At 51.9% G+C, this 26,697-nt stretch carries 22 protein-coding genes; 19 read left to right on the forward strand and 3 right to left on the reverse strand.

What is annotated here, in order from left to right:
- Window positions 1-41 precede the first annotated feature (41 nt).
- From MKX50_RS11595 to MKX50_RS11675, 17 genes are all read left to right on the forward strand, one after another.
- Window positions 42-3,146: an ATP-binding protein gene (locus tag MKX50_RS11595; protein ID WP_339159713.1), complete on the forward strand. Its 3,105-nt coding sequence runs from the start codon at window positions 42-44 to the stop codon at window positions 3,144-3,146.
- A gap of 48 nt (window positions 3,147-3,194) precedes the next feature.
- Window positions 3,195-3,860 carry a GGDEF domain-containing protein gene (locus MKX50_RS11600; protein ID WP_213588522.1) on the forward strand — a complete coding sequence of 222 codons (666 nt, stop codon included), beginning with the start codon at window positions 3,195-3,197 and terminating at the stop codon, window positions 3,858-3,860.
- 219 nt (window positions 3,861-4,079) lie between these two features.
- On the forward strand, window positions 4,080-5,003 hold the full coding sequence (locus tag MKX50_RS11605; RefSeq protein ID WP_339159714.1) for a D-alanyl-D-alanine carboxypeptidase family protein: 924 nt from the start codon (window positions 4,080-4,082) through the stop codon (window positions 5,001-5,003).
- Between the two features lie 29 nt (window positions 5,004-5,032).
- Window positions 5,033-5,533: a sigma-70 family RNA polymerase sigma factor gene (locus MKX50_RS11610; RefSeq protein WP_213588521.1), complete on the forward strand. Its 501-nt coding sequence runs from the start codon at window positions 5,033-5,035 to the stop codon at window positions 5,531-5,533.
- Between the two features lie 167 nt (window positions 5,534-5,700).
- Window positions 5,701-6,717: an NAD(P)-dependent oxidoreductase gene (locus tag MKX50_RS11615; protein ID WP_213589379.1), complete on the forward strand. Its 1,017-nt coding sequence runs from the start codon at window positions 5,701-5,703 to the stop codon at window positions 6,715-6,717.
- The gene (locus MKX50_RS11620; RefSeq protein WP_339159717.1) at window positions 6,717-7,790 is read left to right on the forward strand and encodes a dihydrodipicolinate synthase family protein; all 1,074 of its coding nucleotides are present in this window, start codon (window positions 6,717-6,719) and stop codon (window positions 7,788-7,790) included. Before MKX50_RS11615 ends, MKX50_RS11620 begins: the two co-directional genes overlap by 1 nt.
- A complete protein-coding gene (gene sdaAB, locus MKX50_RS11625; protein WP_339159718.1) occupies window positions 7,772-8,452 on the forward strand; it encodes an L-serine ammonia-lyase, iron-sulfur-dependent subunit beta in 681 nt (226 codons plus the stop codon). Before MKX50_RS11620 ends, sdaAB begins: the two co-directional genes overlap by 19 nt.
- 31 nt (window positions 8,453-8,483) lie before the next feature.
- A complete protein-coding gene (gene sdaAA / locus MKX50_RS11630) occupies window positions 8,484-9,401 on the forward strand; it encodes an L-serine ammonia-lyase, iron-sulfur-dependent, subunit alpha (protein WP_213588518.1) in 918 nt (305 codons plus the stop codon).
- Window positions 9,394-11,442, forward strand: coding sequence for an alginate lyase family protein (locus MKX50_RS11635; RefSeq protein WP_339159719.1), 2,049 nt, complete (start codon window positions 9,394-9,396; stop codon window positions 11,440-11,442). The genes sdaAA and MKX50_RS11635 overlap by 8 nt, the downstream gene beginning before the upstream one ends.
- Window positions 11,443-11,593: 151 nt before the next feature.
- Entirely contained in the window at window positions 11,594-12,916 is a 1,323-nt protein-coding gene (locus MKX50_RS11640) for a sugar ABC transporter substrate-binding protein (protein WP_339159720.1), read from the forward strand.
- Between the two features lie 97 nt (window positions 12,917-13,013).
- The gene (locus MKX50_RS11645; RefSeq protein ID WP_339160095.1) at window positions 13,014-13,970 is read left to right on the forward strand and encodes a sugar ABC transporter permease; all 957 of its coding nucleotides are present in this window, start codon (window positions 13,014-13,016) and stop codon (window positions 13,968-13,970) included.
- 34 nt (window positions 13,971-14,004) lie between these two features.
- Window positions 14,005-14,829, forward strand: coding sequence for a carbohydrate ABC transporter permease (locus tag MKX50_RS11650; RefSeq protein WP_213588514.1), 825 nt, complete (start codon window positions 14,005-14,007; stop codon window positions 14,827-14,829).
- 156 nt (window positions 14,830-14,985) lie between these two features.
- Window positions 14,986-15,969 (forward strand): Gfo/Idh/MocA family oxidoreductase, encoded by a 984-nt coding sequence (locus MKX50_RS11655; RefSeq protein WP_339159723.1) that lies wholly within the window; start codon window positions 14,986-14,988, stop codon window positions 15,967-15,969.
- Window positions 15,956-16,786: a sugar phosphate isomerase/epimerase family protein gene (locus tag MKX50_RS11660; protein ID WP_339159725.1), complete on the forward strand. Its 831-nt coding sequence runs from the start codon at window positions 15,956-15,958 to the stop codon at window positions 16,784-16,786. The genes MKX50_RS11655 and MKX50_RS11660 overlap by 14 nt, the downstream gene beginning before the upstream one ends.
- Window positions 16,787-16,828: 42 nt before the next feature.
- A complete protein-coding gene (locus MKX50_RS11665) occupies window positions 16,829-18,157 on the forward strand; it encodes a transcriptional regulator (protein WP_339159727.1) in 1,329 nt (442 codons plus the stop codon).
- Window positions 18,150-19,337, forward strand: coding sequence for a M20 family metallopeptidase (locus MKX50_RS11670; protein WP_339159728.1), 1,188 nt, complete (start codon window positions 18,150-18,152; stop codon window positions 19,335-19,337). The genes MKX50_RS11665 and MKX50_RS11670 overlap by 8 nt, the downstream gene beginning before the upstream one ends.
- A gap of 32 nt (window positions 19,338-19,369) precedes the next feature.
- Entirely contained in the window at window positions 19,370-20,359 is a 990-nt protein-coding gene (locus tag MKX50_RS11675) for a dihydrodipicolinate synthase family protein (protein ID WP_213588509.1), read from the forward strand.
- 70 nt (window positions 20,360-20,429) lie between these two features.
- Here MKX50_RS11675 and MKX50_RS11680 read toward each other — a convergent pair whose 3' ends face one another.
- Window positions 20,430-21,185, reverse strand: coding sequence for a DeoR/GlpR family DNA-binding transcription regulator (locus MKX50_RS11680; RefSeq protein ID WP_213588508.1), 756 nt, complete (start codon window positions 21,183-21,185; stop codon window positions 20,430-20,432).
- A 330-nt stretch (window positions 21,186-21,515) separates the two neighbouring features.
- On the opposite strand from MKX50_RS11680, the gene rhaD reads away from it, so the two are divergent.
- Window positions 21,516-22,373 carry a rhamnulose-1-phosphate aldolase gene (rhaD, locus tag MKX50_RS11685; protein WP_339159729.1) on the forward strand — a complete coding sequence of 286 codons (858 nt, stop codon included), beginning with the start codon at window positions 21,516-21,518 and terminating at the stop codon, window positions 22,371-22,373.
- Window positions 22,374-22,431: 58 nt separating this feature from the next.
- On the opposite strand, the gene MKX50_RS11690 is transcribed toward rhaD, so the two are convergent.
- Window positions 22,432-23,670: an AraC family transcriptional regulator gene (locus tag MKX50_RS11690; protein WP_213588506.1), complete on the reverse strand. Its 1,239-nt coding sequence runs from the start codon at window positions 23,668-23,670 to the stop codon at window positions 22,432-22,434.
- A 190-nt stretch (window positions 23,671-23,860) separates the two neighbouring features.
- Here MKX50_RS11690 and MKX50_RS11695 point away from each other — a divergent pair, with 190 nt between their 5' ends.
- Window positions 23,861-26,155, forward strand: a complete 2,295-nt coding sequence (locus MKX50_RS11695; protein WP_213588505.1) for a glycoside hydrolase family 3 C-terminal domain-containing protein — start codon at window positions 23,861-23,863, stop codon at window positions 26,153-26,155.
- A gap of 80 nt (window positions 26,156-26,235) precedes the next feature.
- Here MKX50_RS11695 and mscL read toward each other — a convergent pair whose 3' ends face one another.
- Window positions 26,236-26,616: a large-conductance mechanosensitive channel protein MscL gene (mscL, locus tag MKX50_RS11700; protein WP_155611100.1), complete on the reverse strand. Its 381-nt coding sequence runs from the start codon at window positions 26,614-26,616 to the stop codon at window positions 26,236-26,238.
- Window positions 26,617-26,697 lie beyond the last annotated feature (81 nt).

Raw genomic sequence — 26,697 nt, forward strand, 5'->3', positions numbered from 1 at the left:
CATAAAGGAATTGTTGATCCTTGTCCATTTCAAAAAAGCAGATGACAACGAAAAAAGTATTTATTTATCTCGGTATATTTTTACTTGTGCTGGTCAGCCTGAGGATGCTCTGGTACTCCTTTCGCATCATGCCCGAGCATCCTCAGGCAGAACGTGGAGAACTGGACCTTAGACATTGGCAGTTCAGCGATCGGCAGGTAATTACACTGAATGGAGAGTGGGAATTCTACCCCGGGCAATTTGTAAGTCCAGCAGCAAGCGGAGAGCAGCGGGATGAACTCGATAGACTCTACATGCAGGTGCCGGGAAAATGGAGCTCTTCCATAAACCAAAAATTCGGCTATGGAACTTACCGTCTTCGAGTTTTGATTCAGGATACGGACGGCGTATATTCGATTCAGCTTCCGAATGTCCAGTCAGCATCACGATTGTATATAAACGGTCAAATGTATGACGAAATGGGACACCCTGCAGAGACAAAGGAACACAACAAAGCAAGAAACGTTCCTTATTCCGTTAATTTTCACACTGCTAAATCTGAAGTTGAGGTTCTCCTCCATGTCTCGAATTTTCATATCTACGGCATGGGCGGTATAGTACAGTCCGTAAAATTTGGAACGGCTACGGCCATGATGAATGAGAGGCTGCTGTCCGAAATGCTGCAGATCGTCGTATGCGTCGTATTGCTGCTGCATGGCATATATGCCGGAATTTTGTTTGGGCTTGGTCATCGCGGCAAAGAATTGCTTTACTTTGCGCTTATGATTTTTTTTGCCGTCCTCTCCGTGTTAACGGACGACGATAAGCTGCTTCTGGTATGGCTGCCTATGCCTATGGCATGGGTCTTTAAACTGAAGATTATCATCTACATTTGCTTGGCTATTTTTCTGATGCTGTGCACGAAATCTCTTCTAGGCCGAAAGGAGAATAGAAGAACCGTTCGCGCGCTTCTCGTGTTTAGCGCTGCAGGCATGCTGCTTATGATCGTTTTACCGGACCGCTATTTGAGGGTGGGTAATCATTTACTACTTATCATTATGCTTGCTGTCATTATTCTTGTTCCCTACTTCGCATTCCGCTCTATTCGGGAAGGAGAGAAGTCGGCCGTATTCGTTCTTATGGCGGCTGCTGCCGTCTCCTTAAATATATTTATTGGCGGAATCATCAAGAGTAGATTTTGGGCGGATATGCCTTACTACCCGCTGGATTTGATCATTGCCTTTGTCAGTTTTGCGGCCTTCTGGTTCATCCGGTTCGCACAGACGACATTTCATGCGAAAAGGCTTGCTGAACGGCTGCAAGAGGAAGACAAGCGAAAAGACGAATTCCTCGCCAATACTTCACACGAGCTGCGTAATCCGCTGCACGGCATGATCAACATGGCACAGGCGGTGCTGGATAACGGACAGAATCGTCTGATAGACAGGCATCGCAGCGACCTGAAGCTCTTGATCCAGATCGGTCAGCGCCTGTCGCTTCAGCTCAATGATCTGCTGGACGTTTCATTGCTCCGAGAGGGACAAATCCGGCTGGATAAGCAGAGCGTGAGTGTGCAGGCGACGGCTTCCGGCGTAGTCGAGATGCTTCGTTATTTAAGCGATACGAAAAAGCTGGAAATGGTGCTGGATGTGCCTGATGCGTTTCCGCGCGTGCTTGCCGACGAGAACAGGCTGGTGCAAATCCTGTTCAATTTGCTGCATAACGCAATTAAATATACAAACGAAGGCTTCATCGTACTATCGGCAGAAGTGCATGAGAACGAGGCTCGTATTTACGTTAGAGACACTGGCATTGGCATGGACGAAGAGACTCAGCGCAGAGTATTTTTACCGTATCATCAGGGGACTTCTAATTCACCGGCCATACAAGGCGGACTGGGACTAGGGCTCAGCATTTGCAAGCAATTTGTCGAGCTGCATGGAAGCAGCTTGGAGCTGCAATCCGTGCCCGGTCAAGGCTCCGTATTCAGCTTCTCGCTGCCTCTGGCCGTGGCCGATCAAGATCAAGCGGCACCAGAACAAGGGGAATCCGGGGAGGACGATGCAGCCTATTTATTTTTAACTTCTGCTGACAGGTTAGCCGAGCCGGCCGTTGCAGAGGAATCCGCTCCGGAGCAGGAGACAGTCCAGTGGGACAGCCAGCCCAAAATAATCGCTGTGGATGACGATCCGGTAAATCTAAAAATACTGCAGCATATCCTTTCTCAAGAGCACTATCATATTTCGGCCGTAACCACCGCCGAGGAAGCGTTGCAGCTCCTTGACTCGGGGGAGTGGGACCTCGTCATTTCCGATGTCATGATGCCAAATATATCGGGGTACGAGCTGACGCGGGAAATTCGCCGCAAATATACGATTTCCGAGCTGCCGATCCTGCTCCTGACGGCAAGAAGCAGGTCTCAGGATATCGAAGCCGGGTTCAAGGCCGGAGCGAATGATTACTTAAGCAAGCCAATGGATGCGCTGGAGCTAAAAACAAGGGTGCAGGCTTTGATTGCCTTAAAGCGGTCGATTATGGAGCGTCTGCACATGGAGGCCGCTTGGCTTCAGGCACAGATTCAGCCGCACTTTCTGTATAACACGCTAAACTCCGTGGCATCGCTCAGTGTTATGGATACGTCACGAATGGTAGTTCTTCTCGAGCGGTTTGGCAGCTATTTGCGGACCAGTTTTGATGTGCGCAATTTGCAGCGGCTCGTGCCGATTGAACATGAGCTTGAGATGCTGCATTCTTATTTGTACATTGAGAAGGAGCGCTTCGGTGACCGTCTGCAGGTGGTCTGGGACTTGCAGGATTACAGCAGCGTTCAGATACCTCCCCTATCCGTGCAGCCCATCGTGGAAAATTCGGTCAGACACGGCCTGCTGACACGGGTAAGCGGAGGTACGGTAACGATCCGCATCCATAATCACCCAGACTATACAGAGATCATCGTTGAGGATGACGGCGTAGGCATTGAGGAAGAGAAGCTGCGATGCCTTCTTGAGACCGACGCCCATTCGCGCCGCGGGATCGGGCTTATCAATACAGACCGGCGCTTGAAACAGCTCTATGGACAGGGTTTACATATAAGCAGCGTTCCTGGCGAAGGAACTAGGGTGGCTTTTCAGATACCTAAGCCCAAATCACAGCCTGACCGACCTTGATCCTTCGCTGTTTATAGTTCTTTTTATGAAATGGGATGTGATAAGAGTATGGCAGAACATGCAGGAACGATGTATATCATAATTATCGGAGTTTTAAGTGCAGTGCTTGTCGGGATGACCATTATTCTCCGGTCGCTGCTCCGTGAGAGAGCAGACCTGATGAAGCTGGCTTATACCGATGCCGTCACTGGGCTTATGAATCGAAATGGGTTCGATCATTTCTGGGCACGTCATAAAGGGAAGGATCATCTGGCTGTATTGTCTCTAGATCTGGATCATTTCAAAGAGATTAATGACACATACGGTCATATGGCGGGGGATCAGCTCCTGCATGATGTCAGTATCGGCCTGCGCCAAATCACGAATAAAAACCAGCTGGCTTTTCGCATCGGAGGCGATGAGTTCGTGTTTATCATGAAAAATTGCGATCCGAACAAAGTGGAGATATTGGCGGCGCTAATCTTGGATAAAATCAGCCGGCCGTTTGAAATTCAGGGGCGTAACATCAAGGTCACCGGGAGCATCGGGATCAGTATTAGTGAAGGGCGTAAGGTCGACCGGCAGCGAATGATGGCTGAAGCCGATCTCGCGATGTATCATGCCAAGAAGCTTGGCAGAAACCGATATTCGCTTTACAGGGAGGAAAGGCATAAGTATTTGAAGGAATTGGAATACACGCTTAGGAAGAAACATAAGAGAAAAATGCTATTTTAGATCCGTCTGTCAAAGACGCGTCATCCCTACAGGGGAGGCGCGTTTTTTGCTATATTACGCTGTTCGAGCTTACTGGACGGAAAGTTTAAGAAATTTGCAGCAAAATCTTAAGATAATCTTAATAATTTCTTACGCGGAAAGAAAACTCTGACCCCGATAATGGAACTATCGAATTCAACTGACCTATGCTTGCGCAAGGAGGAAAGGGGTTACCAGTTCTTGCGAAAAAAAGGGCTTGTACTGTTTGCAGTCATCGGACTGCTGCTCCTGGCCAACTCTCCTCAGCTTGATCGTCTGCACCTGAGCGCATCAGCGTTCATGAATAAAGCAAAAGCGCATTGGCGTGTGATTACAGCCCCCGGGCTAGGCGGCGTGGAAGGAAAAGCCATGCTCGTCATGGATCGGGAGACCGGAAAAATCTTATATGCCCATAATGGTAAAAAGCGAATGTATCCTGCCAGCACAACCAAGATATTAACGGCGCTGATCGTGCTCGAAAGAGGCAATCCCGATGAGCTTGTAACGGTCGGCAAGGAAGCGCGGCTTCGTACAGCCGATGAGAGCACGGCAGGCTTGCACGAAGGGGACCAGCTGCCGGTTCGGGATCTGATCGCTGCGATGATGCTCCCCTCAGGGAACGATGCGGCAAGAACCGCGGCGGTATATATTGCGGAGAAAGAAACGGGCCGAAAGCTGGAGCCGGAGGAAGCGACAGCTTATTTTGCCGGGCTGATGAATCAGCGGGCTAAGGAGCTTGGTGCGAAGAACAGCCATTTCGTCAATCCGCATGGGCTGCATGATCCGGATCATTATACGACGGCGCGGGATATCGCAGTCATCGCCCAAGCTGCGATGAGTCATGAAGCCTTTCAGGGCATCGTTGGCGAGGCGTTTCACTATACAGAGGGTACGGGGAAAACCACTGCTTTTCGTAATCGCAACAGACTGATTCAAAGCGATAATGAGTGGTATTTTCAGGGAGCTAACGGCATCAAGACGGGATACACCGAGAAGGCAGGTTATTGTCTGGTTGGGTCGGCAGTCCGAAATGACAAAGAGTTGATTTCCGTTGTTCTTCATTCGACGGAGCAGGGAGTTTGGTCGGACTCGGTCAAATTGCTGGATTACGGATTCCAAAGTTAGAGAGAGAATAACGAAGGGGAGAATAGGGAATGAGCGTATTATCGATCGACAAAGCTTACCGTGATTATAAAAATGACGTATACCGGTATCTGTTTTACTTATGCCGGAACCACCATACCGCAGAGGATTTGACACAAGAGACGTTCTGCCGGGCATGGTCCCACCTGGAGCAGCTGCCGGAGAAAAAAGTTAAGCCCTGGCTGTTCCGGGTGTCGCATAATGCTTACATAGATAAGCTGCGCAAGGAGAGTCGTTCCTCTTCCTATGAAAATGAATTTTTCTATCAGTTCGCAGGCGAGGAGACGCCGGAAACATGGTTGCTTCGGGAGGAGAGCCGTCAAGAGCTTTACAGCCAATTGTTGCTGTTGAATCTAAATCAGCGTCAGGCCGTGCTGCTCTACGACATCCATGGCTTCTCTTATCAGGAAGCGGCGAATCTCATGGAAATTTCGTTGTCTAAATTCAAAATTACGCTATACCGCGCCAGACAAAGACTTCGCAACGAATCGAAGGCTACGGCGACCGCTTAACCACAAAGGCTGGGGGAAATATCCCCGGCCTTATTTATTTTAACGTTGTTGTAAGCGCTTTTAAGGTCGATTTAAAGACGTTGTCTTATAATAACGGCGATTCTAGAATGAAATCGACAGGAGGTATTGATTTCCATCTGATCATATAACTAGTAGAGGTGAGAATGTTGAAAACGATAAACGAACTGGAGAGCAAGTTAAGCGAGCCTTCTGACCGTTTAATAGAGGATTTGTCCAAGCTGGATGGAGATATTCTCATCCTTGGTGTAGGCGGAAAAATGGGGCCAAGTCTGGCCAAGCTGGTGAAGCGAGGGATCGAGGCGGCTGGCGCTAATGCGAAAGTAACTGGCGTATCCCGCTTCTCCTCCGGCGATTTACGCGGCGAGCTGGAGTCGGCAGGCATTGAGACGATTGCAGCTGATCTGCTGGATGAAGCGGCGCTTGCCAAGCTGCCGTCCGCGCGCAATGTCATTTATATGGCCGGTAACAAGTTTGGAACAACGGGCCGTGAGTATTTTACTTGGGCAATGAATGCTTATCTGCCGGGGCGCGTAGCGGAGAAGTTCCCGCGGTCGCGAATCGTCGCTTTTTCTTCGGGCAATATTTATCCGCTTACCCCTATCGGGTCAGGCGGTGCCTCTGAGGAGACGCCTCCTGCCCCTATTGGCGAATATGCGCAATCCTGCCTTGGTCGGGAACGAGTGTTTGAATATTTCTCCCGGAAAAATGGCACGCCACTCGTCAATTTTCGCTTAAATTATGCGATTGATCTGCGCTATGGCATCTTGTTAGAAATCGCTAAGGCGGTAAAAGAAGGGACGCCGATCGATGTAAGCATGGGCCAGGTCAATGTCATTTGGCAAGGGGATGCCAATGAAATGGCGATCCGCTCCTTGCTGCTGTGTGACTCGCCTCCCGTCACGCTCAATATTACCGGACCAGAGACGGTATCGGTTCGGTGGATGGCGGAGCGTTTTGGCGAACTGCTTGGAACAGTTCCGCAATTTACCGGAACGGAGCAGTCTACGGCGCTCCTTAACAATGCCTCGCATTCCCATCGTCTGTTTGGCTATCCCCGCGTCACGCTCCGGCAAATGATGGAATGGACGGCCGGCTGGGTCGAAGCCGGCGGTGATACGTTGAACAAACCGACGCATTTCCAGGAACGGGCAGGTGCGTTCTAATGACAGCCCTGCAGTTGAAACCGGAGGTTGATGCGCTGCTGCAGCGAGGCACCGTAATTCCAGCCCATCCGCTGGCGCTAGATGTGTCCCGACGCTTGGATGAACGGAGGCAGCGGGCTTTGTCCAGATACTATATCGAATCGGGGGCAGGCGGCATAGCGGTTGGCGTGCATACGACCCAGTTCGAAATTCGCGATCCGGGCATCGGGTTGTTTGAGCCGGTTCTGCGCATGGCGGCGGAAGAAGTCGATGAAGCGGGGCTGGATCGTACATTCATCAAGGTCGCGGGAATTTGCGGGCCGACGGACCAGGCGCTGCGGGAAGCCGAGCTTGCCGTTAAACTTGGCTATGATCTGGGCCTGGTCAGTACAGGCGGGCTGGATTCGTGGAGCGAGTCCGAGCTTCTAGAGCGTACGGAAGCGATCGCTGACGTCATTCCCGTCTTCGGGTTTTATTTGCAGCCAGCGGTAGGCGGAAAACGGTTAAGCTATGAGTTCTGGCGGGAAATGGCCGAAATTCCAGGCGTGAAGGCGATCAAGATGGCCCCCTTCAACCGCTATCAAACGCTGGATGTTGTCAGGGCTGTCTGTGAGTCGAGCCGACGCGAATCCATCGCATTGTATACCGGTAATGATGACAATATCGTGGCCGATTTGCTGACGACCTACCGATTTAAGGTCGGCGGTATGAAGGTCGAGAAGCGTATCGTTGGCGGTCTGCTCGGACACTGGGCGGTCTGGACGCGCAAAGCGGTTGAACTGATGTCGCAAATCATTGATTTGCGGGAAAGCGGAGAAAACATACCTCATGAGCTTCTCACGCGCAGCATGGAAATCAGCGACGCGAATGCTGCCTTTTTCGACCCAGGGCACGATTTTCATGGCTGTATTCCGGGCATCCATGAGGTGCTTCGCCGCCAAGGCTTGCTTGAGGGCCGCTGGTGCCTGAATCCTGCGGAACAGCTGTCTCCAGGACAGATGGAGGAAATCGACCGGGTATATCACGCCTATCCCCATCTGAACGATGATGATTTCGTGCATCGCCATTTGGCGAAATGGCTGGGATCGCCATGAAATACCGCTCCGTCTTTGATATTATCGGCCCGGTCATGATCGGGCCGTCCAGCTCGCATACAGCGGGTGCGGCACGCATCGGACGGATGGCCAGACGGTTATTCGGCCGCGTTCCGCATAAGGCGCAAATCGAATTTTGCGGCTCATTCGCCAAGACGTATCAGGGGCATGGTACGGATGTGGCGATCGTCGGCGGGCTGATGGGTTTCGATACCCATGATCCTCGTATCAAGGATGCTCTTAAAATTTCGGAAGATATTGGTCTAGCCATTTCAATCACGACCGTAGACTTGCCCGAGGAGCATCCCAATACAGCCTGGATTCGCCTTGAGGATGAAGCAGGGGCAATGAGGGTGAAGGGCATCTCTGTCGGGGGCGGTAAAATCGCCATGCTGGAGGCGGATGAATTTCAAATGAATCTGTCGGGGGATGCCTGGACAGCCTTCGTATTCCATAAGGATCAATTCGGCTTGATCGCTTCCGTGGCCAGTGTGCTGGCGGATCGGCGGATCAACATCGCCAGAATGGAAATGTCCCGCAAGGCGAAGGGCCAGGAAGCGCTATTGATCATTGAGACGGATGAAGAGATATCCGCTTCCGCCGGATCGCAAATTGCAGGCATTGCTGATGTAGCGCATGTCCGGATTCTGCCGCCCTTGTAAGAAGGGTGATTGAAAGGGAGGTTTATAACCCATGCAGTTCAGCACAATAGAGGAACTGGTGCAGCTTGCCGAGGCCCAGGGCCAAGCCATAGCCGACATCATGATCGAGGAGGAAGCGCTGGCCACAGGCGTGCCGAAGGAGAAGATCATCAGCAAAATGTTTCAGCACCTGGACACGATGGAGAAGGCCGTACAGCGCGGCTTAACGGAGGAGATTAGATCGCGGAGCGGCTTAACCGGCGGCGATGCGCGCAAGCTGGAGGGCTACTTGCGGCAGGGGAGCACCTTGTCCGGCCAGCGGGTGCTTCAAGCGGTCAGCCGGGCGATTGCGACAAACGAGGTTAATGCGGCGATGGGCACGATTGTTGCTACGCCGACCGCGGGAGCGAGCGGAGTGATCCCTGGCTGCCTCTTCGGGTTGGCCGGGGAGCTGGGCGTGGATCGTGATGTAATGGTCCGCTTCCTGTTTACGTCCGGCGCTATCGGCTATGTGATCGCCAACCGTTCTTTCATTTCCGGCGCAGCCGGGGGATGTCAGGCTGAGGTCGGTTCCGCGTCGGCTATGGCGGCCGGCGCAATCGTTGAAATGGCCGGAGGCACGCCAAGGCAGTCCGCTCACGCCGTGGCGATCGCCCTAAAGAACACGCTAGGTCTCGTATGCGACCCCGTTGCTGGACTCGTGGAAGTGCCCTGCGTCATGCGAAACGCGATGGGGGCGTCCAATGCGATCGTATCGGCCGATTTGGCGCTGGCGGGCATCGAAAGCATCATACCTGCGGACGAAGTCATCGGAGCGATGTATCGCGTCGGCCAGGCGATGCCTGGAACGCTTAAAGAGACGGCGCTCGGGGGGCTTGCGGCGACGCCGACAGGCGAAAGGCATCGCCAGAGACTGTTTGGATCAAGTCATGAACGAGCAGAAGAGAAGGGGGGCATACAGGATGAGTGAAGGTTCACTGCCGGTTCGGCGTTTTTATTGGACAGAGGAAGATCGCCGGTTTATCGTCGATGCCTGCCGGAAGCACTGGCCGGAGGAAGTGAAGGAAGTCGTGCACCGGGCTGATTTGGCGTGCCGGAACACCTTTATTTTCACGCATCGCTGGGATATGGAGCGCTGCGAGGAGGAGGTTGCCTTCCCGGAGCGCATTAATTGGTATTACCGGCATAACGAGGATTTGGAATGGCTTGTCATGCTGAACCGTGCGCGATATATGGGTGAGCTCGGGCAGGCCTATTGGCTGACGGGAAAAGAGAAATATGCCGAGGGATACATCCGGCTATTGAAGGACTGGATGCAGCAAAATCCTTTGACAGAGGAAGAAGTGCGTTCTGCAGCAGACCGGGCATACAACGTCAAGGATACGTGGCGCAAGCTGGATAGCGGGATACGGATTACGCATTGGCTAAAGGGGTATTACTGCGTTCGCCGCTGTTCCCTGTGGGGGGAACCGGAGGAGAAGCTGTTTAAAGAAGCGGTCCGCAGGCATGGAATGTACTTGAATTTGGCATATGTCCCTCATGATCGGCAGAGCAATTGGGGATTCCTGGAGACGAACGGTTTGTTTCAGCTTGCTCTGTTGTTCCCCGAACTTGCGGAAGCCGAGACATGGCTGCAGACTGCGCTGCAGCGGCTGGCGGAAATGTGCAGGCTGCAAGTATATTCGGACGGCCTGCACAACGAGCAGTGCACAATGTACCATCATGAGGTGCTGCATTGCCTGTTCGAATCGGTATGGCTAGGCAGGCTGAATGGCATTGAAATGCCGGAGGTGCTGGAAGACACGCTGAATCGCATGTATACCGCTTCGCTAGCGTTTGTTCAGCCTGATGGCCGTCAGCCGATGCTCGGCGACAGCGACGGGACAGACATGCGGGACGTACTTAGCCGCGGTTCCGTTCTGTTCGGGCGCGGCGATTTGAAGCGAATGGCTTATGAGCGGCTGGACTACGAAGGAATTTGGTTTTTTGGGGAACGGGGATACGATCGCTTTAATCAATTGGCAGTTGAGGAGCCAAGCTTCACGTCCATTCAGCTGAACGACAGCGGATATGCCTTTATGCGCAGCGATTGGGGCAGCCGCGCGCAGTATCTTGTTTTTGACGGCGGCCATATGGATGTAATCCGGGCGCATGGGCACGATGATTTACTGCATGTGAGCCTGTTCGCGCACGGTCGCGAATTTCTTACCGATCCGGGCAGATTCACATATATGGAAACGGAAGATAGACAATATTTCATGGAGTCGCTGCAGCACAATACGTTATCCGTTGACGGGGAGACGATTTCCACGTACGTTAGCTCCTGGCGATGGGCGGATGTAGCGAGGCCTTTCGACCGTTACTGGAACAGCGGTCCGGATTTCGATTACGTGCAGGCTGGGCATGACGGCTATTGGAGATTGGAGCAGCCGGTGCATGTCGCAAGACAGGTGCTGTTTGTGAAGCCGGATTACTGGGTTATCGTCGATACTTGCCGTTCCCATGGCGAGCATGAATATACGATCCCATTTCATTTTGCAGAGGGGCTTGATTTAACCGTCCGGGAGGATGGAATTGTACATGCGGCTGCGGCCCAGGAAGGTCCTGCCTTGTGGATTATTCCGTTGGTTCAGGTGGACGTTAAGCAGGCTGCAAGCTGGGTGTCTCGTCATTATAACGAGAAGACTCCTTCGGTCAAAGCCTCCTTCGTTCGCAAGGGCAACGGTTTTACCAAATTCATTACTCTACTGTATCCGAGCGCCAGCCCGCAGGCGAGGCTGCCTATCCTGCAAGAGCTGGAGGTGCTGGACAGTTACGGCAAGCAGGTTCCGTCCCATCTGGCTACGGCGTTTTCGGTGCAGAGGGAGCAAGGGAAAGAAGAGTTCGTGTTCTCCCATCAAGGCCCGCGCAGCTACCGTTTCGGGGATCATCATCTCAGCGGTGAGGTGTTACTGGTGCGCAGCGGCGGGTTAACCGGGAATGATGCGAGGCCTTACATCATAAAGGTATAAGTAAAGCAAGAATAAAGGACTTTTTAAGGACGTTGACCCTAAAAGGAAGCATGCAGTAATTTTAAAGTAAGTTCACAGTTCACAAATCAGACACAATTATGAGAAAGCGCTTTAATAAAGTGAACAATCCAATCATTTAGGGGGTTATAGCTTGAAAAGCCAGTACAAAAAATGGGGCGCGCTGCTGCTTGCGATAACATTGCTTTCCGCGCTGCTGATCTCCGGCTGTTCGACCAAGGGCAAGGGCGGCGGAGATGTGGAATTGAAGCTTGGATTTTATTCCTCGGCTCAATCGGATGAGAAGATGCAGGAGCTGATCGCCAAATTTCAGGAAAAGCATCCAAATATTAAAATAAAAACGGAATCCTCCCCGTATAATCAGTTCTTTCAGAAGCTGGATACGCAAATCGCGGCGGAAAGCGCACCGGATGTATGGCTCTCGGACGGGGTGCTCGTTCCGAAATATGCGGAGCGTGGCGTGCTTAAGGACTTGACCGAATGGATTCAGAGGGACTTAAAAGCGGACGATTACTACGGCTTGGAATTTAATAAAGACGCTGCAGGCAAGTACTGGGGCGTGCCGCAGGGGATCCAAATTGCCGTACTGTACTACAACAAGGATATGTTCGACGAAGCCCAGATCGAGTATCCGACAGAGGCTTGGAACTGGGACGATCTGAAGGCGGCCGCAGAGAAATTGACGAAGGATGCCAATGGCAAATACGCCATAGACCCCTCGTTCGATAAAAATAAGATCAGTCAATACGGACTCACCTTCTTCAGCATCACCGAAGGTTGGATGACGGTGCTGAAATCGTATGGCGGAGGGGTGCTCAACGAGACGCTGGATCAGTCGATCATTGACTCACCGGAGAATAAAGCCGCATTGGACTGGATTGTGGACGGCATGCAGCGTGAACTGCTTCCGACTCCCTCCGATTTAAAAAGCTTCCAGAGCAATATGGCCCCCTTCCCGAGCAAAGCGGCTGCTATGAGAATCGGCATATACGCCCGGACGATCGATGCGAACGCAGCGGGCCTGAATTACGACGTGACGCTGCTGCCAAAAGGTCCTGAAGGCAAACGCTTCTCCCCGGTGATTGCAAATTCCTGGGTGATTAATAAGAAGGCCGAAGGCGCAGTAGGGGAAGCGGCCTGGGAGTGGGTGAAATTCTGGGCCACAGAGGATGAGGTTCAGAAGGAATGGGCTTCACTTGGCGAAGCGGTGCCTGTCAAGAAATCCGTGGCGAATTCCGAGCAGTTCCTGAGCGGATCGCCGGCCAATAAACAGGCTTTCCTCGACAGCTTCGAATTCGCTGGAACGCTGGATGTAAATGCGGTATGGAGCGAATGGGTCGGCAAATTCAACGACAGCATCAATCGTGCATTCGAAGGCGAGGTTTCCGTCGAGCAGGCAATGAAGCAGGCGGATCAGGAAGTACAGAAGGTGCTGGATGAATTCTATAAGAAATGATGGAGCAGCGCCTTTGATTTGATAGCTTTGATGGATTGCGGGCTGGCATGCCAAGTGCCGGCCCTCTAGAATAGCGACAGAAAGCGTGATGATCATAATGGAAGAAACGGAAAAAGTAAGGACGGGAGTCCAACCATTAACCCCGCGGATCCGAAGGCGGCGCCTTAACAGTGACAGTAAGTGGGGACTGCTGATGGTAACCCCTTATATCATTCATTTTATTGTTTTTGTACTTGGTTCGCTGCTCGCCTCCTTGTATTTCAGTTTTTCTCATTATGATATTCTGAACGCCCCGCAGTGGGCGGGCCTGGCGAATTATAAGAAACTGTTCCAGGAGCCGGTATTCTGGAAGGCGATGTGGAACACGGTATATTTCACGATACTGTTCGTGCCGCTGCAGACCGTTTTGGCCTTGATTTTAGCGACGGCACTGAATCAGCGGCTGCGGGGGCTGAAATTTTTCCGATTGGCGCATTTTGTGCCCGTTATTTCTTCCTGGACGGTCATTTTGTATGTTTCGGATGCGATATTTAATCCCCGCTTCGGGATGGCCAATTCTTTTCTGCTGAAAATAGGGCTGGAACCGCAAAAATGGCTGCAGGATGAACGTCTCGTCATTCCTTTGCTGGTGATGATCGCCGTTTGGAAAGGGATCGGCTACATTATGGTCATTTTTCTTGCCGGATTGCAGAACGTTCCTTCAGACGTGTACGAGGCGGCCGAAATTGACGGGGCTGGCGTATTCCGCAAATTTATGCATATTACGGTGCCATTGATTTCGGGCACGACGTTTCTCGTTCTCATTCTGAGCACAATCTCCACCTTCCAGGCTTTTGAGCAAATTTACGTGATGACGGGAGGGGCGCTGGATGCATCATCGGCTGGGGGACCGAATAAATCCAGCCTTGTGCTGATGATTTATTTGTATCAGGAGGGCTTCACCTTCCTGCGTATGGGATATGCTTCAGCAATTGCCTGGGTGCTCTTCGTTATCCTGTTCATTCTTACCGCCCTGCAGGTTACGCTTCAGAAAAAGTGGGTGCATTACGAATGAACAGCAGCAGAGCATGTCGAAAGGAGGCTCCGGTATGAAGCTGAATAGATTTCGCAAAGGCGTCGGTTACGCCGTCATTATTTTTAGTTCGCTTATTATGATCCTGCCGTTTCTGACAACCCTGTTCAATTCCTTGAAAACTTATGCCCAGTATACCGCCTTTCCGCCCAAATGGTTTCCAAGCCCCATCCAATGGAGCAATTACTCCGAGGTGTGGAAGCTGGGCGCATTTGAGCAATACACCATCAATAGCGTTATCGTGACGGTGCTGTCCGTGTGCGGAGCCCTGATCTCTTGCTCCATGGTCGCTTTCGCGTTTGCAAGACTGCGATTTCCCTTCAAAAATACGCTGTTCATGATCGTGCTCGGCACGATGATGATTCCGCCGGTTGTGCTGATCATTCCGCAATTCGTTATTTTTAAATCGCTGTATATGCTTGATACACTGACACCGCTGTGGATTATCGAGTGGCTGGCCCAGCCGTTCGGCATATTCCTGATGCGGCAGGCGTTCCTAATGATCCCGAAGGATTACGAGGAGTCTGCCAAGCTTGACGGGTGCAACCCGTTTCAGATCTATTGGAAAATATTCCTGCCCATGTGCAAGCCGACCTTCGCCACCTTGGCTGTCTTTACGTTTATGACGAAGTGGAACGAGATACTGTCGCCGGCGATCTTCCTGACGTCGAAGGAGAACTTCACGCTGCCAATAGGTATCCTATCCATGGCCGGGCAGTGGTCGGGCAATGAGCAATATATGGTTGCCGCGGCGTTGATGAGCTTGATTCCGATATTGCTGGTGTTTTTGTTTGCGGAGAAATACTTTGTGCAAGGCACAAATTCGTCCGGCATAAAATGACCGGACGAATTTGCGCCAAGAACAAACACTTCCGGCATAAAGTAACCAGAAAAGTTTGAGCCAAGGCAAACTCTTCCGGCATAAAGTAACCAGAAAAGTTTGAGCCAAGGCAAACTCTTCCGGTATAAAGTAATCCTCAAGAAAGGAGGGAATCGCATGCCCTATCGGGTCGTTCTCATCGGAGCCGGCATCATTTCGCGCAACCACTTGAATGCGATCCGGCAAATGAAGGAGTTGAGCGCGGCAGCTGTCGCTGACATCGACGAGGAGCGAGGCAGAACAGTAAGCGGCGAATACGGCATTGCTTATTACAGCGATTATAAAGAGATGATCCGTATAGAAAAACCGGACATTGTCATTATCGCACTGCCTCATTTTTTGCATGAGGAATGTGCAATATGGTGTGCTGCCCAAGGCTGTCACCTGCTTTTGGAGAAGCCGATGGCCCTTAATGTGAAGCAATGCGATGCAATCCTGGGAGCGGCAAGGGCTTCGGGCGTCAAGCTCATGGTCGGTCATACTCAGCACTACTGGCCGGCCAATCTGCTGGCCAAGACGTTCATTGAGAGCGGTGTGCTTGGCAAGCTTCTCGCAATTCAGGATACCCGCCATTTGTATTATTTCAGTGAGCACCGCCCAGCTTGGTTTCTGGATAAAGCCAAAGCAGGCGGCGGGATTCTCATGAATCTGGGCGCTCACTCCATCGACAAGATTCAGTGGCTGACGGGAAGCCGGATTAAGAAAGTGAAGGCGGCTTTGTCTTACGAAGGAACGAGGGGCAATGTGGAGGGAAGCGGCTGTATTTTTCTAGAAACATCAAGCGGAGTATCTGCCGTGATCGTGCAATCCGGTTACGCTGGCGTAGCCAGAGATGAGACGGAGCTGATTTTCACACAAGGGATGATCAGGCTCGTTTCTGCCAAGGGGATGTGGGTGAGCCGGGACGGTCGGTATGAGGAGGTTAAGCCTCCATGCAGCGCTGACCCGTTCGTATTGCAATTTGAAGATTTGCTGCAGGCGATCAGGCAGGATGCTGAGCCGGGCAGCACGGGAGAATACGCCAGATCGGTCATCGCGGCCTTGGAAGCGGTGTACCGCTCGGATGAGACGGGAGTGGAACAAACCCTTGATACAGAGTGACGAGGATAAACAGGGCTCCATTCGGTTCAGCATCTGCACGACCGGATTAAAGGCGATGACAATCGAACAGATCGCTGTCGAAGCCCGAAATATTGGGCTGCAAGGCATGGAAATCTGGCGCGGACATATCGAAGACTACCTGGATCGGGGCGGTACGCTAAGCCAGCTGCGGGGTTTGCTGGATTCAAACCGGCTGCAAGTGCCCTGTATCAGCGAATACTGCTATTTTACCAAGGGGAGGGAAGCATACCAAGCCGAGCTGGCGAGTCTTCAGTATTCGGCGGAATGGGCCAGAGCGCTGCACTGTCCGCGGATTCGCGTATTTGCGGGACATGTATCCTCCGGAAAGGCGGCAAACGAACATTGGCGCATGGCCGCACAAGGTTTGCAGGAGGCGCGTCAAATTTGCAGTGAGCAAGGTGTTTCTCTCGCGGTCGAAATTCACAATCATACGCTGGCCGACTCGGCCAGCGGCTTAAACAGGCTGCTGGAACCCTATGAAAATGAAATCGAGCTTGTTTATGATGGGTTCAATCTTTGCGTGGACCGGCTCGATCCGCTCCCGGTGCTGGAGCAATTCTATCCGCGGGTCAGCCATGTGCATTTTAAAGATTACCACTGGAATCATGAGGATTGGAGCAAAAGCATAGCCGTACCAGTTCTGCAGGGGGATGCGAATCATGCGGCGATTCTGGGCAGGCTGATTGCCTTAGGGTATCAAGGCTTCATCTCTTTCGAATATTTTGGCAATCAGGTTTTGGAATTGACGAAGCAGTCGCTGGCGGAGTTAACCGAATATATGCATCAGCAGTCCTGAATTAAGGCGTGTGATCCTATCTTGGGGGTGGCGAACGTGTCGATGAACATGAAGGTTGCAGTCATCGGTCCGCATGACCTGGTCGATGCGGTGCTCCATATTGGATCTTTCTTTTCCGAGCTGTCCATGCTCCCTGCGCCTTACCGCCATGAACGGGAGACGCTTGAGATCATCGAGAAAATTCGGGATCAGGCGGATATAATGCTTTTTACGGGTCCGATCCCTTATCAGATTGCCTTGGCGGCATCACCCGGTAAACCTATGGTTCACGTGTTTTATTCGGGAACAGCACTGTATAAGGTGCTGTTTGATTGCTACCGCCAGCATGTTCTGTCTTTCGATGAGCGGCTGCCAATCAGTGTGGATGTGCTGCAGCGAAATGAGGTGGAGGAGCCGCTTCGGGAAATCGGGCTGCCGATTCACGATATTTTTATTAAAACCTATGCATCGGGTATGGGCCATGAGGAATTCGTCGCTTTTCATTATGATTTGTGGAGAGCGGGGAAAGTAATGGTCACGGTAACCTGTGTAACCTCGGTTTATCATCGTCTGGTCGAGCTCGGCGTTCCTGCATTCCGGGTCATACCGACGCAATCGGCGATTCGGGACGCTTTGAATTGCGCTCTGCTGGAAGGGAAGAGCCTTCGTTATAGCAGCACACAAATCGCCGTTGGTATTATGAACATCGATAACTTTGAGCAAGTCGCCAAAGAGGCAGCCTCCGAATACGACATCCAGCGCAAAAAAATTATCCTGCAGCAAATTCTTATCGATTTCGGGGAAGAAACCCAGTCCCTGATCAAATGGAGCAATTCGGATGAAGTGTCGTTTATCACCACACGTGGAATTATCGAGCAGGTGACGCGTAAATTCCAGGACGCTCCGCTGCTGCTGGAAGTCATGGAGCGGCTGCAATGGAATGCCAGTATCGGCATTGGCATTGGCCGTACAGCCAATGAAGCGGAAGGCAAAGCACGCGAAGCGCTGCTCAAGGCCAAGACAGGCGGCGGCGGCAACTGTTTCCTGATTATGCAGGACGGAATGGTTTACGGCCCGATGGGCTCGGAGCTGAAGCTGGAATATTCCGCGCGGAGCGAGAATCCAGAGCTGATTTCGTTAGCGAAAAAGGTAGGGCTTAGTGTGGGTACGATCAATAAGCTCATTTCGTTATGCCGGAGGCTCGGTACGTCGAGGATTACTGCCGCCCAGCTCGCGGAGGGCTTCGGTATTACGCTTCGCAGCGCGCGGCGGATCATGGCGGCCTTGGAGAAATATGAAATTGCCAGTATCGTAGGGGAAGAGCAGCCTGCTGGACGGGGCAGACCGCGGCAAATTTATTCTTTGAACCTAGAAGGAGTCGACTATGAGTAAAATGAACCTATTGCAAGTCGCCTTATCTCTGGAACAGGAAATTGTAGACGTTCGCCGCCATTTGCATCAATACCCCGAGCTGGGTTTCCAGGAGTTCATTACTTCGGCGTACGTGGCGGAGCAGCTTGAGCGGCTTGGGCTTGAGGTGCAGCGCGGCGTTGCCGGTACCGGGGTCGTGGCGCTGCTCGAAACGGGCCGCCCCGGGCCATGCATCGCGGTACGGGCGGATATGGACGCCCTGCCCTTGCAGGAGCGGACAGGGCTGCCTTATGCATCGCGGCATGAGGGCGCGATGCATGCCTGCGGCCATGACGGCCATATGGCCATGGCGCTAGGCGCCGCCCGGATGCTGACCGGACTAAAGCGTGAGCTGATCGGCACGGTCAAGTTCATTTTTCAGCCGGCGGAGGAAATGCTGGGCGGAGCCCGGCACATGATCGATGCTGGGGTCCTGGACTCGCCGCGCGTGGACGGCATCATCGGCTTGCACTTGTGGCCGGACCTGCCGACAGGATGCTTCGGCGTAAAGGCGGGGACAATTATGGCCAGCATGGACCATGTCGACATTACGGTACATGGCCGTTCCGGTCATGGGGCGGCGCCGCATCAGGGCGTCGACGCAATCATCGCCGCAGCTCACGTGCTCACGGCCCTGCAGGTGCTGATTAGCCGCGAGAGCGATCCGGCGGACGCTGTTGTGCTGAGCATGGGTTCGATCCACGGAGGCAGCATCCCTAACATTATTGCGGATGAGGTGGAGATTCGCGGCACAGTTCGTGCGGTGAATTCGGATGCCCGCGAAAGGATGCGAGATCGTGTGACGGAACTTGCTCAGGCGGTTGCGGCGGGGATGAATGCCCGGGCTGACGTTCGCTATGAGTTCGGATATCCGCCCACCGTAAATGATGGCCAGTGGATCAGCTTCGCCGAAGAGGCGCTTCGCGAACTGTACGGGCAGGAAGCAATCCATCGTCTTGCGCATGCGCAAATGACTAGCGAAGACATGGCGTATTACATGGAGCATATCCCTGGCGCGTTCCTGCTGGTCGGCACAGGCGGGGCAGGCAAAGGCAGGTTCCCGCTGCATCATCCGGAGCTTGCCGTCGACGAGCAGTCACTGATCTATGGCGCCGCATATTTGGCGCAGTTTGTACGCAACTATTTACGGGATAAGAACTAATACATCTTTTGCTAGAAAGGGGGAGTACAATCATGTTGGAGCATGCGGAGCGAGTCAAGCAATCCCTGCAGGGAGGGCTGATCCCTGCCGTCCCGGTTCCGCGTTATGCGGACGGGAGGATTCACGACGAGGCTCAGGCCGCATACGCTTCTTACTTGGCTCGTCAGAACATCGCCGGCGTAGCGGTATGGGCGCATACCGGGCGGGGGCTGCATTTGCAGTCGGGGCAGCGGCGTGATATTTTACGGTTGTGGCGGTCGGTCCTAGGTCCCTCTCGAATAGTCATTGCCGGGGCAGGAGCGCTGCCTGATTCTGCTTTAAGCATGGCAGCCCGAATCGAGCGCTGGCGGATAGATAGTAAAAGGATGGCCGAGGAAGCGATCGCTGAGGGAGCGGATGCCTTGCTAGTATTTCCGCCCGTCCTTCTTCGCGAGCTGCCAGCTCATGAGCGGGAGGAGGCAGCGGCTGAATATCACCGCGAGTTGGCTCGGCTCGGCATTCCACTAGTCATCTTTTATTTGTATGAGGGAGCGGGTGGATGGTCGTATTCCCTGGATTTGCTGCGGGAGCTGCTCTCTCTGCCGCATGTGATCGGTATCAAGATCGCGACGCTGGACAGCATCATGACGATGCAGAACATCGCCCGGCTCCTTGCCGAAGAGTTTCCAGGCCAGATGCACATCACGGGAGAAGACAGGATGTTCGGTTATGCCCTGATGCGCGGAGCACAGAGCGCGCTCGTGGGCCTTGGAGCTGCTTTTCCGAATATTCAGGCGGATCTGATTAGGGCGTACCGCGTACAGGATTACGCCAGGTTCCTCGACTTATCGGAGCGTGTGGACGGATTCGCCGAGATGACCTTCACAGAGCCGATGGATAAGTACATTTTAAGAATGCTGCATTGCCTTGTCTTTGCCGGCGTCATTCCGCAGGAAGCGGCCCATGATATGGCAGGATACGAAATGACGGAACAAGAGCTGGCTTCGATTCGCCAAGGGATCGATAAGTACCGGTTGTATTAACCTGAGATGAATTTCAACATGAAAGAGGCTCTCCATATGCCATCTAACCGGCTGGAGAGCCTTTTTTGCGTCAGAAAACGACTTCGATTTCCTTCTCCTTCAACATGTCCATCCACGCCGGCTCGGGTTCCCGGTCGGTAATGAGCGCGTGGATATCATCGAATTCCATGAGCTTGACAAATGCGGTCTTATTGAATTTCGAATGGTCCGCAAGCAGCAGCACTTTGCCGGCTTGGCGCAGCATGGCCTTCTTCAGCTCGCATTCCGGCTCGTTGGAGTCCATGACTCCCTTGCCGAGGAATAGCGCTTTGCAGCTCATGACCACTTTATCCACGTTGTATTTCTTTACGATCTCCTCTGCGTTTGTGCCGACGAGGGACATCGACCTAGGACGCAATGTTCCCCCGGTGGAAATGATTTGAATCCCGCTGTTTAGAAATTCGTGCAAAATGTGAATCGAGCTTGTGATAACCGTTAAATTTTTGCGCTGATGCAGAAGCTTCATCAGTTCAAACGAGGTAGAGCTGGGATCCATCATCAGGGTATCCCCGTCATGGATCAGATCCAATGCTTTAGCTGCGATTTGCTGTTTGATTTCCGAATTTGTGGCATTTCGGGTCGTAAAGGGCAGGTCTTCATTGGTATGGCTGTTTAATATTGCACCGCCATAGGTTCGAGTGACGATGCCTTCCTTCTCCAGCTTCTCCAAATCACGGCGGATCGTTTCCTCCGTGACGTTGAATTTGTCGCTGAGCTCCGAGACGAGAACGCGTTTATCCGCATGCACCATGCTGATCATTATTTGGCGCCGTTCAGCTGCTAGCATAGAAACTCCTTTCTCCGTACCTTTAATAGCTTCTCATTATATGTTGAAAATGCAGAAAAGTATAGATTTGTTACAAATATGTTAACAAAAATAAACAAAAGAAGATAAAACAACATTTAATTATGTTTGATCATGTTGACTTAACAGATAACCACAGGTACGATGTAAGTAGAACAAAGAAATTTAGGATTTACTGGTGACGATGAAGAGAGGGGTCAAGCTGGAGCCGGAGTTCAAACCCTATCCGCTCGGTGTGGTATATACGAACAGGAAATCCCTGCTTCAACGCTAAAGCACAACATTTAAGCCAAGAGAAAGGGAGAAACCGTGATGACAACTTTTAAACAGCATCCTTTATCCTGTACGCGCAAGCTGGAGATTCCTTTTGTGAAGGAAATGGCGCAAATTACACAGCATATGTGGAGGTTTGGCTGGGATGAGCGGAACGGCGGGAATATTAGCTGCATTCTGGACGAAGCCGAAGTGTTGCAGTATCTGGATATTAACCATGTGATCCGAACGATCAAGCCTGCCTTTCCCGTGCATGAATTGGCTGGCCGCTATTTTATCGTCACCGGTTCGGGCAAGTATTTCAAGAACGTCGTTGCCGACCCGGAAGCGAATCTCGGCGTACTGCGCGTCTCGAAGAATGGAGAGCATTTGGAGCTGCTGTGGGGATTGAAGGACGGCGCTGTACCGACGAGTGAACTGCCGTCCCATTTCATGAGTCATATCGAACGCTTGAAGGTTGACCCGAACCATCGCGTCGTCATTCACAACCATGCGACGAACGTCATTGCTATGACTTTTATTCATGATTTGGACGAAAATAAATTTACGAAGACGCTCTGGGAAATGTGTACGGAATGTATCGTCGTTTTCCCGGATGGCATTGCCGTAATTCCGTGGATGGTGCCGGGTTCCAGCGAGATCGGCAGAGCCACTGCGGAGAAAATGAAGGGCCACCGCGCCGTGGTATGGCCGCACCATGGCATTTTCGGCACGGGCAGCTCCATTGACGAGGCTTTCGGGCTCATTGAAACGATTGAGAAGGCGGCGCAAATCTACATGCTCATTGTCAACCAGCCGATCAGGCAGCGGATTACCGACGGAGAGCTGGCCGAGCTGGCCCGGGCATTTGGCGTAACGCCGCGTGAAGGCATTCTGAGCACCAGGTCACCGCTCTAGCGGACACTGTCATAAACGCTTGCGATGTATGTTCGTGCGGCGTCATGTAACGAAGCGTTCACAGGACGCTTCGTTTGTTTCTGTATTTAATGGGGGTCACTCCGGTGAATTTCTTGAACATTTTCGAGAAGTAGCTTTGGTCGTGATAATTCAGCAATGCCGATATTTCCGAAATGGTCTGATCCGTAAGCAGCAATAGGGATTGGGCCTCTTCTATTTTGGTCCGCTGAATATATTCCCGCAGGGAATAGCCGACCTCGCGCTTGAACAGCGCGGATAAATAATTAGGATGAAGCGCTGCTTTTTGAGCCAAATCATTCAGGCTGATATGGTCGTACAGATGCTTGAAAATATAATCCAGGCAAATATTGATCGGCTTGGAGTACCGGTTCCGTTTCGTTTGATGCACGCGTTCCGCATAATCGGACAGCACTTCCTCAATGAAATGGTCGACCGCCTTAACATCGTTTAATTCTTCGGCATTTTGAATGTACAGATCACTGATGGTCAGGGCGGTCTCATATTGCAGCCCGCCTTCCACGGCGGCCCGGGTTGCCAGGGTGATGACGGTGATCGCGAGATTTTTCCGGCTTCTGAGCTCGCTTGTTTTGGAAAGCAGTCCGACTTCGCCGTAATGGGGGAGCTGCCTCCAGTTGCGGATAACCTCATCTTTATTGCCCTGTTTAATCGCTTGCATCGATTTTTGCTCAAACAAGGCATCATGGTGCATGGCCGTATTCTGGCGGCGTTCGGAGATTGTGAGGACCGGATTCTCGATCTCTTTGGACAAGCTCGTTACCGAACGGCTCTGCGTATAGACATCGGCAGGGTCAAGCACTTCTTGATACAGCATATAGTGTAGATGCATGGCGGCATACACGCAGTCCGTAATCGAAAGCACGGGGAGGGAGCGATAGTAGGCGGCCAGCTTGTCGTGCAGATCATGATCGGTGCCTGTCTTCTGCACGAAAGCTTGAATTTCCGTATCAGTCAGTTTCATTTCAGCTGCCGGTCCAAGCAGAATGGTTCCATTAAATTCACCGTCCGTACGAACAGGAACGGAGATAAAGGTCTCCGAATCATCCGTTCTAAAGAGAATGGGCAGATGTCCGGCATGCGGTGCGCATATCTGGGACAACCAGCTGTTTTTGGACGAGAAGTGCGGATTCATTACGAAATTAGCGGAAAATTCGATTTCGATCTTTTTATGCCCATTTAAATAAAAGACCGGTATTTTAAAAGAATGCCACATGAGCTTGCAAATATATGGCAAGGAATGATCGGCTGGCAGGGTCATGACAAATCTCCTTTAGGTTCATAATTTGAACATAACATACTTCAGCGATTCGCACGATCTTTCCAGGAAAATAACCTTAAAAAAACACCAAAAAGCTTAAATCAGCGCCATAAATAATCAGATTCTCTTCTTATAATGAATATATCATTAATGAAAGCGATTACTTTTATGCTTGGAACAGGAGGAGCTTATGAAAAGAGACATGAAATCACTAATTGCCCAAATGACGTTGGAGGAGAAGGCAGGGTTATGTTCAGGGCTGGATTTTTGGCATTTGAAAGGAATCGAGCGTCTGGGCATTCCATCTATTATGGTGACGGACGGACCACACGGTCTGCGCAAGCAGGCGGCGGACGCCGATCATTTAGGGCTCAACGAAAGCGTGCCGGCCACCTGTTTCCCGTCGGCTGTCAGCTTGGCCAGTACATGGAACAGGGAGCTGACTAGGCAGGTTGGTGAAGCGCTAGGCCAGGAGTGCCAGGCCGAGAATGTAGCGGTGCTGCTCGGACCGGGAGCCAATATCAAGCGTTCGCCGCTGTGCGGCAGAAATTTCGAATATTTCTCCGAAGATCCTTACCTCTCCTCACAAATGGCCGCAAGCCATATTCGCGGCGTACAGAGCCAGGGTGTAGGTACATCGTTAAAGCATTTCGCCGCCAACAACCAGGAGCATCGCCGGATGTCGACCGATGCCGTCGTCGACGAAAGAACGCTGCGTGAAATCTATCTGGCCAGCTTCGAGCATGCGGTTCGGGATGCCCAGCCGTGGACGGTGATGTGCGCCTATAACAGATTAAACGGTGAATACGCCTCTGAGCACGAAGAGCTGCTTACCGGCGTTTTAAGGGACGAATGGGGCTTTGAAGGTATTGTCGTTTCTGACTGGGGCGCGGTCAATGAGCGCGTAAAAGCGCTTGAAGCGGGATTGGAGCTGGAAATGCCTTCGAGCAGCGGCCTTGGGGAGCAAAAGATTATCGCTGCCGTCCAAAATGGAACGCTTGCAGAAGCCAAGCTGGATCAAGCTGTGGAAAGACTACTGAACATTATTTTTAAGGCGGTTGACGAGCAGCGGGAGAACGCTGTTTATGATCAGGAGGCGCATCATCAGCTGGCCAAGGAAGTAGCCATGGAGAGCATGGTGCTGTTAAAAAATGAAGATCGGCTGCTGCCGCTTACGAAGCAAGGGAAGATCGCTGTGATCGGTACATTGGCGACAAAGCCTAGATACCAGGGCGGAGGCAGCTCGCATATATTGCCGACGAAGCTGGATAACGTGTTCGAGGAGATCGTTCAGGCAGCGGGCGGTGCAGAGGTGTTCTTTGCCGAGGGCTACCCTCTGGAGCATGATGAAATCGACGCGGAGTTGATGGCCAAGGCGAAAGAAACAGCACAGAATGCAGATGTTGCTGTCTTGTTTATCGGCTTGCCTGATCGATATGAATCGGAAGGCTATGACCGTGAGCATCTGAGCATCCCGCAGAACCAAATCGCATTGATCGAAGCGGTGGCTTCCGTTCAGCCGAACCTTGTCGCGGTGCTCAGCAACGGGGCGCCGATCGAAATGCCTTGGCTGCCGAAAGTAAAAGCGGTGCTGGAAGGTTACTTAGGCGGGCAGGCCCTCGGCGGAGCGATTGCTTCGCTGCTGTTCGGCGATGCAAATCCTTCCGGCAAGCTTGCCGAGACGTTTCCGATGAAGCTCAGTGATAATCCGTCGTATTTGAATTTTCCGGGGGACGGGGACAAGGTGGAGTATAAGGAAGGAATTTTCGTCGGCTACCGTTATTACGATGCCAAGGAAATCGAGCCGCTGTTTCCGTTTGGCCATGGATTGAGCTACACCGAATTCAGTTACCGGGATATGTCCATTAGCGCGAAGGAAATCGCAGATTCAGACACTGTGAAAATCAGCGTATTCGTCAAAAATACAGGAAAAACTGCCGGCAAAGAGATTGTCCAGCTCTATGTGAGAGATATTCAGAGCAGTGTAACGAGACCGGAGAAGGAGCTGAAAGGTTTTGAGAAGATCAGTCTGAAGCCAGGGGAGGAGAAGAAGGTTACTTTTACTCTCGATAAACGCTCCTTCGCTTATTACAATGTCGAGTTAAAGGATTGGCATGTGGAAACGGGCGAATTCGAAATATTAATCGGAAAATCCTCTCGTGAAATCGTGCTGCGCGACACGCTGCTCGTCCGTTCGGGTACAGCCATCAAAATGAAGGTGAGCCGGAATACGCTGGTTGGAGACTTACTTGCTGATCCGCATCTTTCTTCGACAGCGAAGAAGCTGCTCGATAAAGTAAACGAGACCCATCCATTTGCGCAGATGGGCGATGAAGGGAATATGGCCGAAATGCTGGCGGCGATGATGAAATATATGCCGCTGCGCGCGTTGGTTAACTTTGGCGGAGGTGCGTTTACGGAAGAGATGATGGACGAAATGATCGAAACGCTGAATGCAGCAAGTTCTCCTTCTTCCCGGGCATAACAAGACAATCCCCGCAGCTTGCAGGACTGCTCCGCTGCGGGGATTGTTATGTAGAATAGCTGCAGTGTGCACTCGCTCTCCTAAAGCTGCTTGTTCTTCAGCAAATCGCGGATTTCAGTGAGCAGCAGTTCTTCTTTGCTGGGTTCTGCGGGTTTGTCCGGTTTGGGGTCATCCTTCCGCTTGAATTTGCTGAGCAACTTGGTGAATAGAAAAATCGAAAAAGCGATGATCAGGAAATCAATGACGGTTTGCATGAACGATCCGATTTTAATCGTTGCTTCATTAACCTGGATCACGATGTTCGAGAAATCGCGCCCGCCTAACAAGATACCCAAAAGCGGCATAATTAGATCCTCGACGACGGAGCTGACGATTTTTCCGAATGCCCCGCCGATGATGACGGCAATAGCCAAATCTAGCACATTGCCTTTAAATGCAAATGTTTTAAACTCTTTCCACATAAATGTCCCTCCTGACGGTGTTCAAACTTAATATTAGATTAAATGAGCCTAAGTTGCTTGGCAACAAGAAAAAAACCAAAT

It is taken from the genome of Paenibacillus sp. FSL W8-0186 (assembly GCF_037969765.1).
GTDB lineage: Bacteria > Bacillota > Bacilli > Paenibacillales > Paenibacillaceae > Fontibacillus > Fontibacillus woosongensis.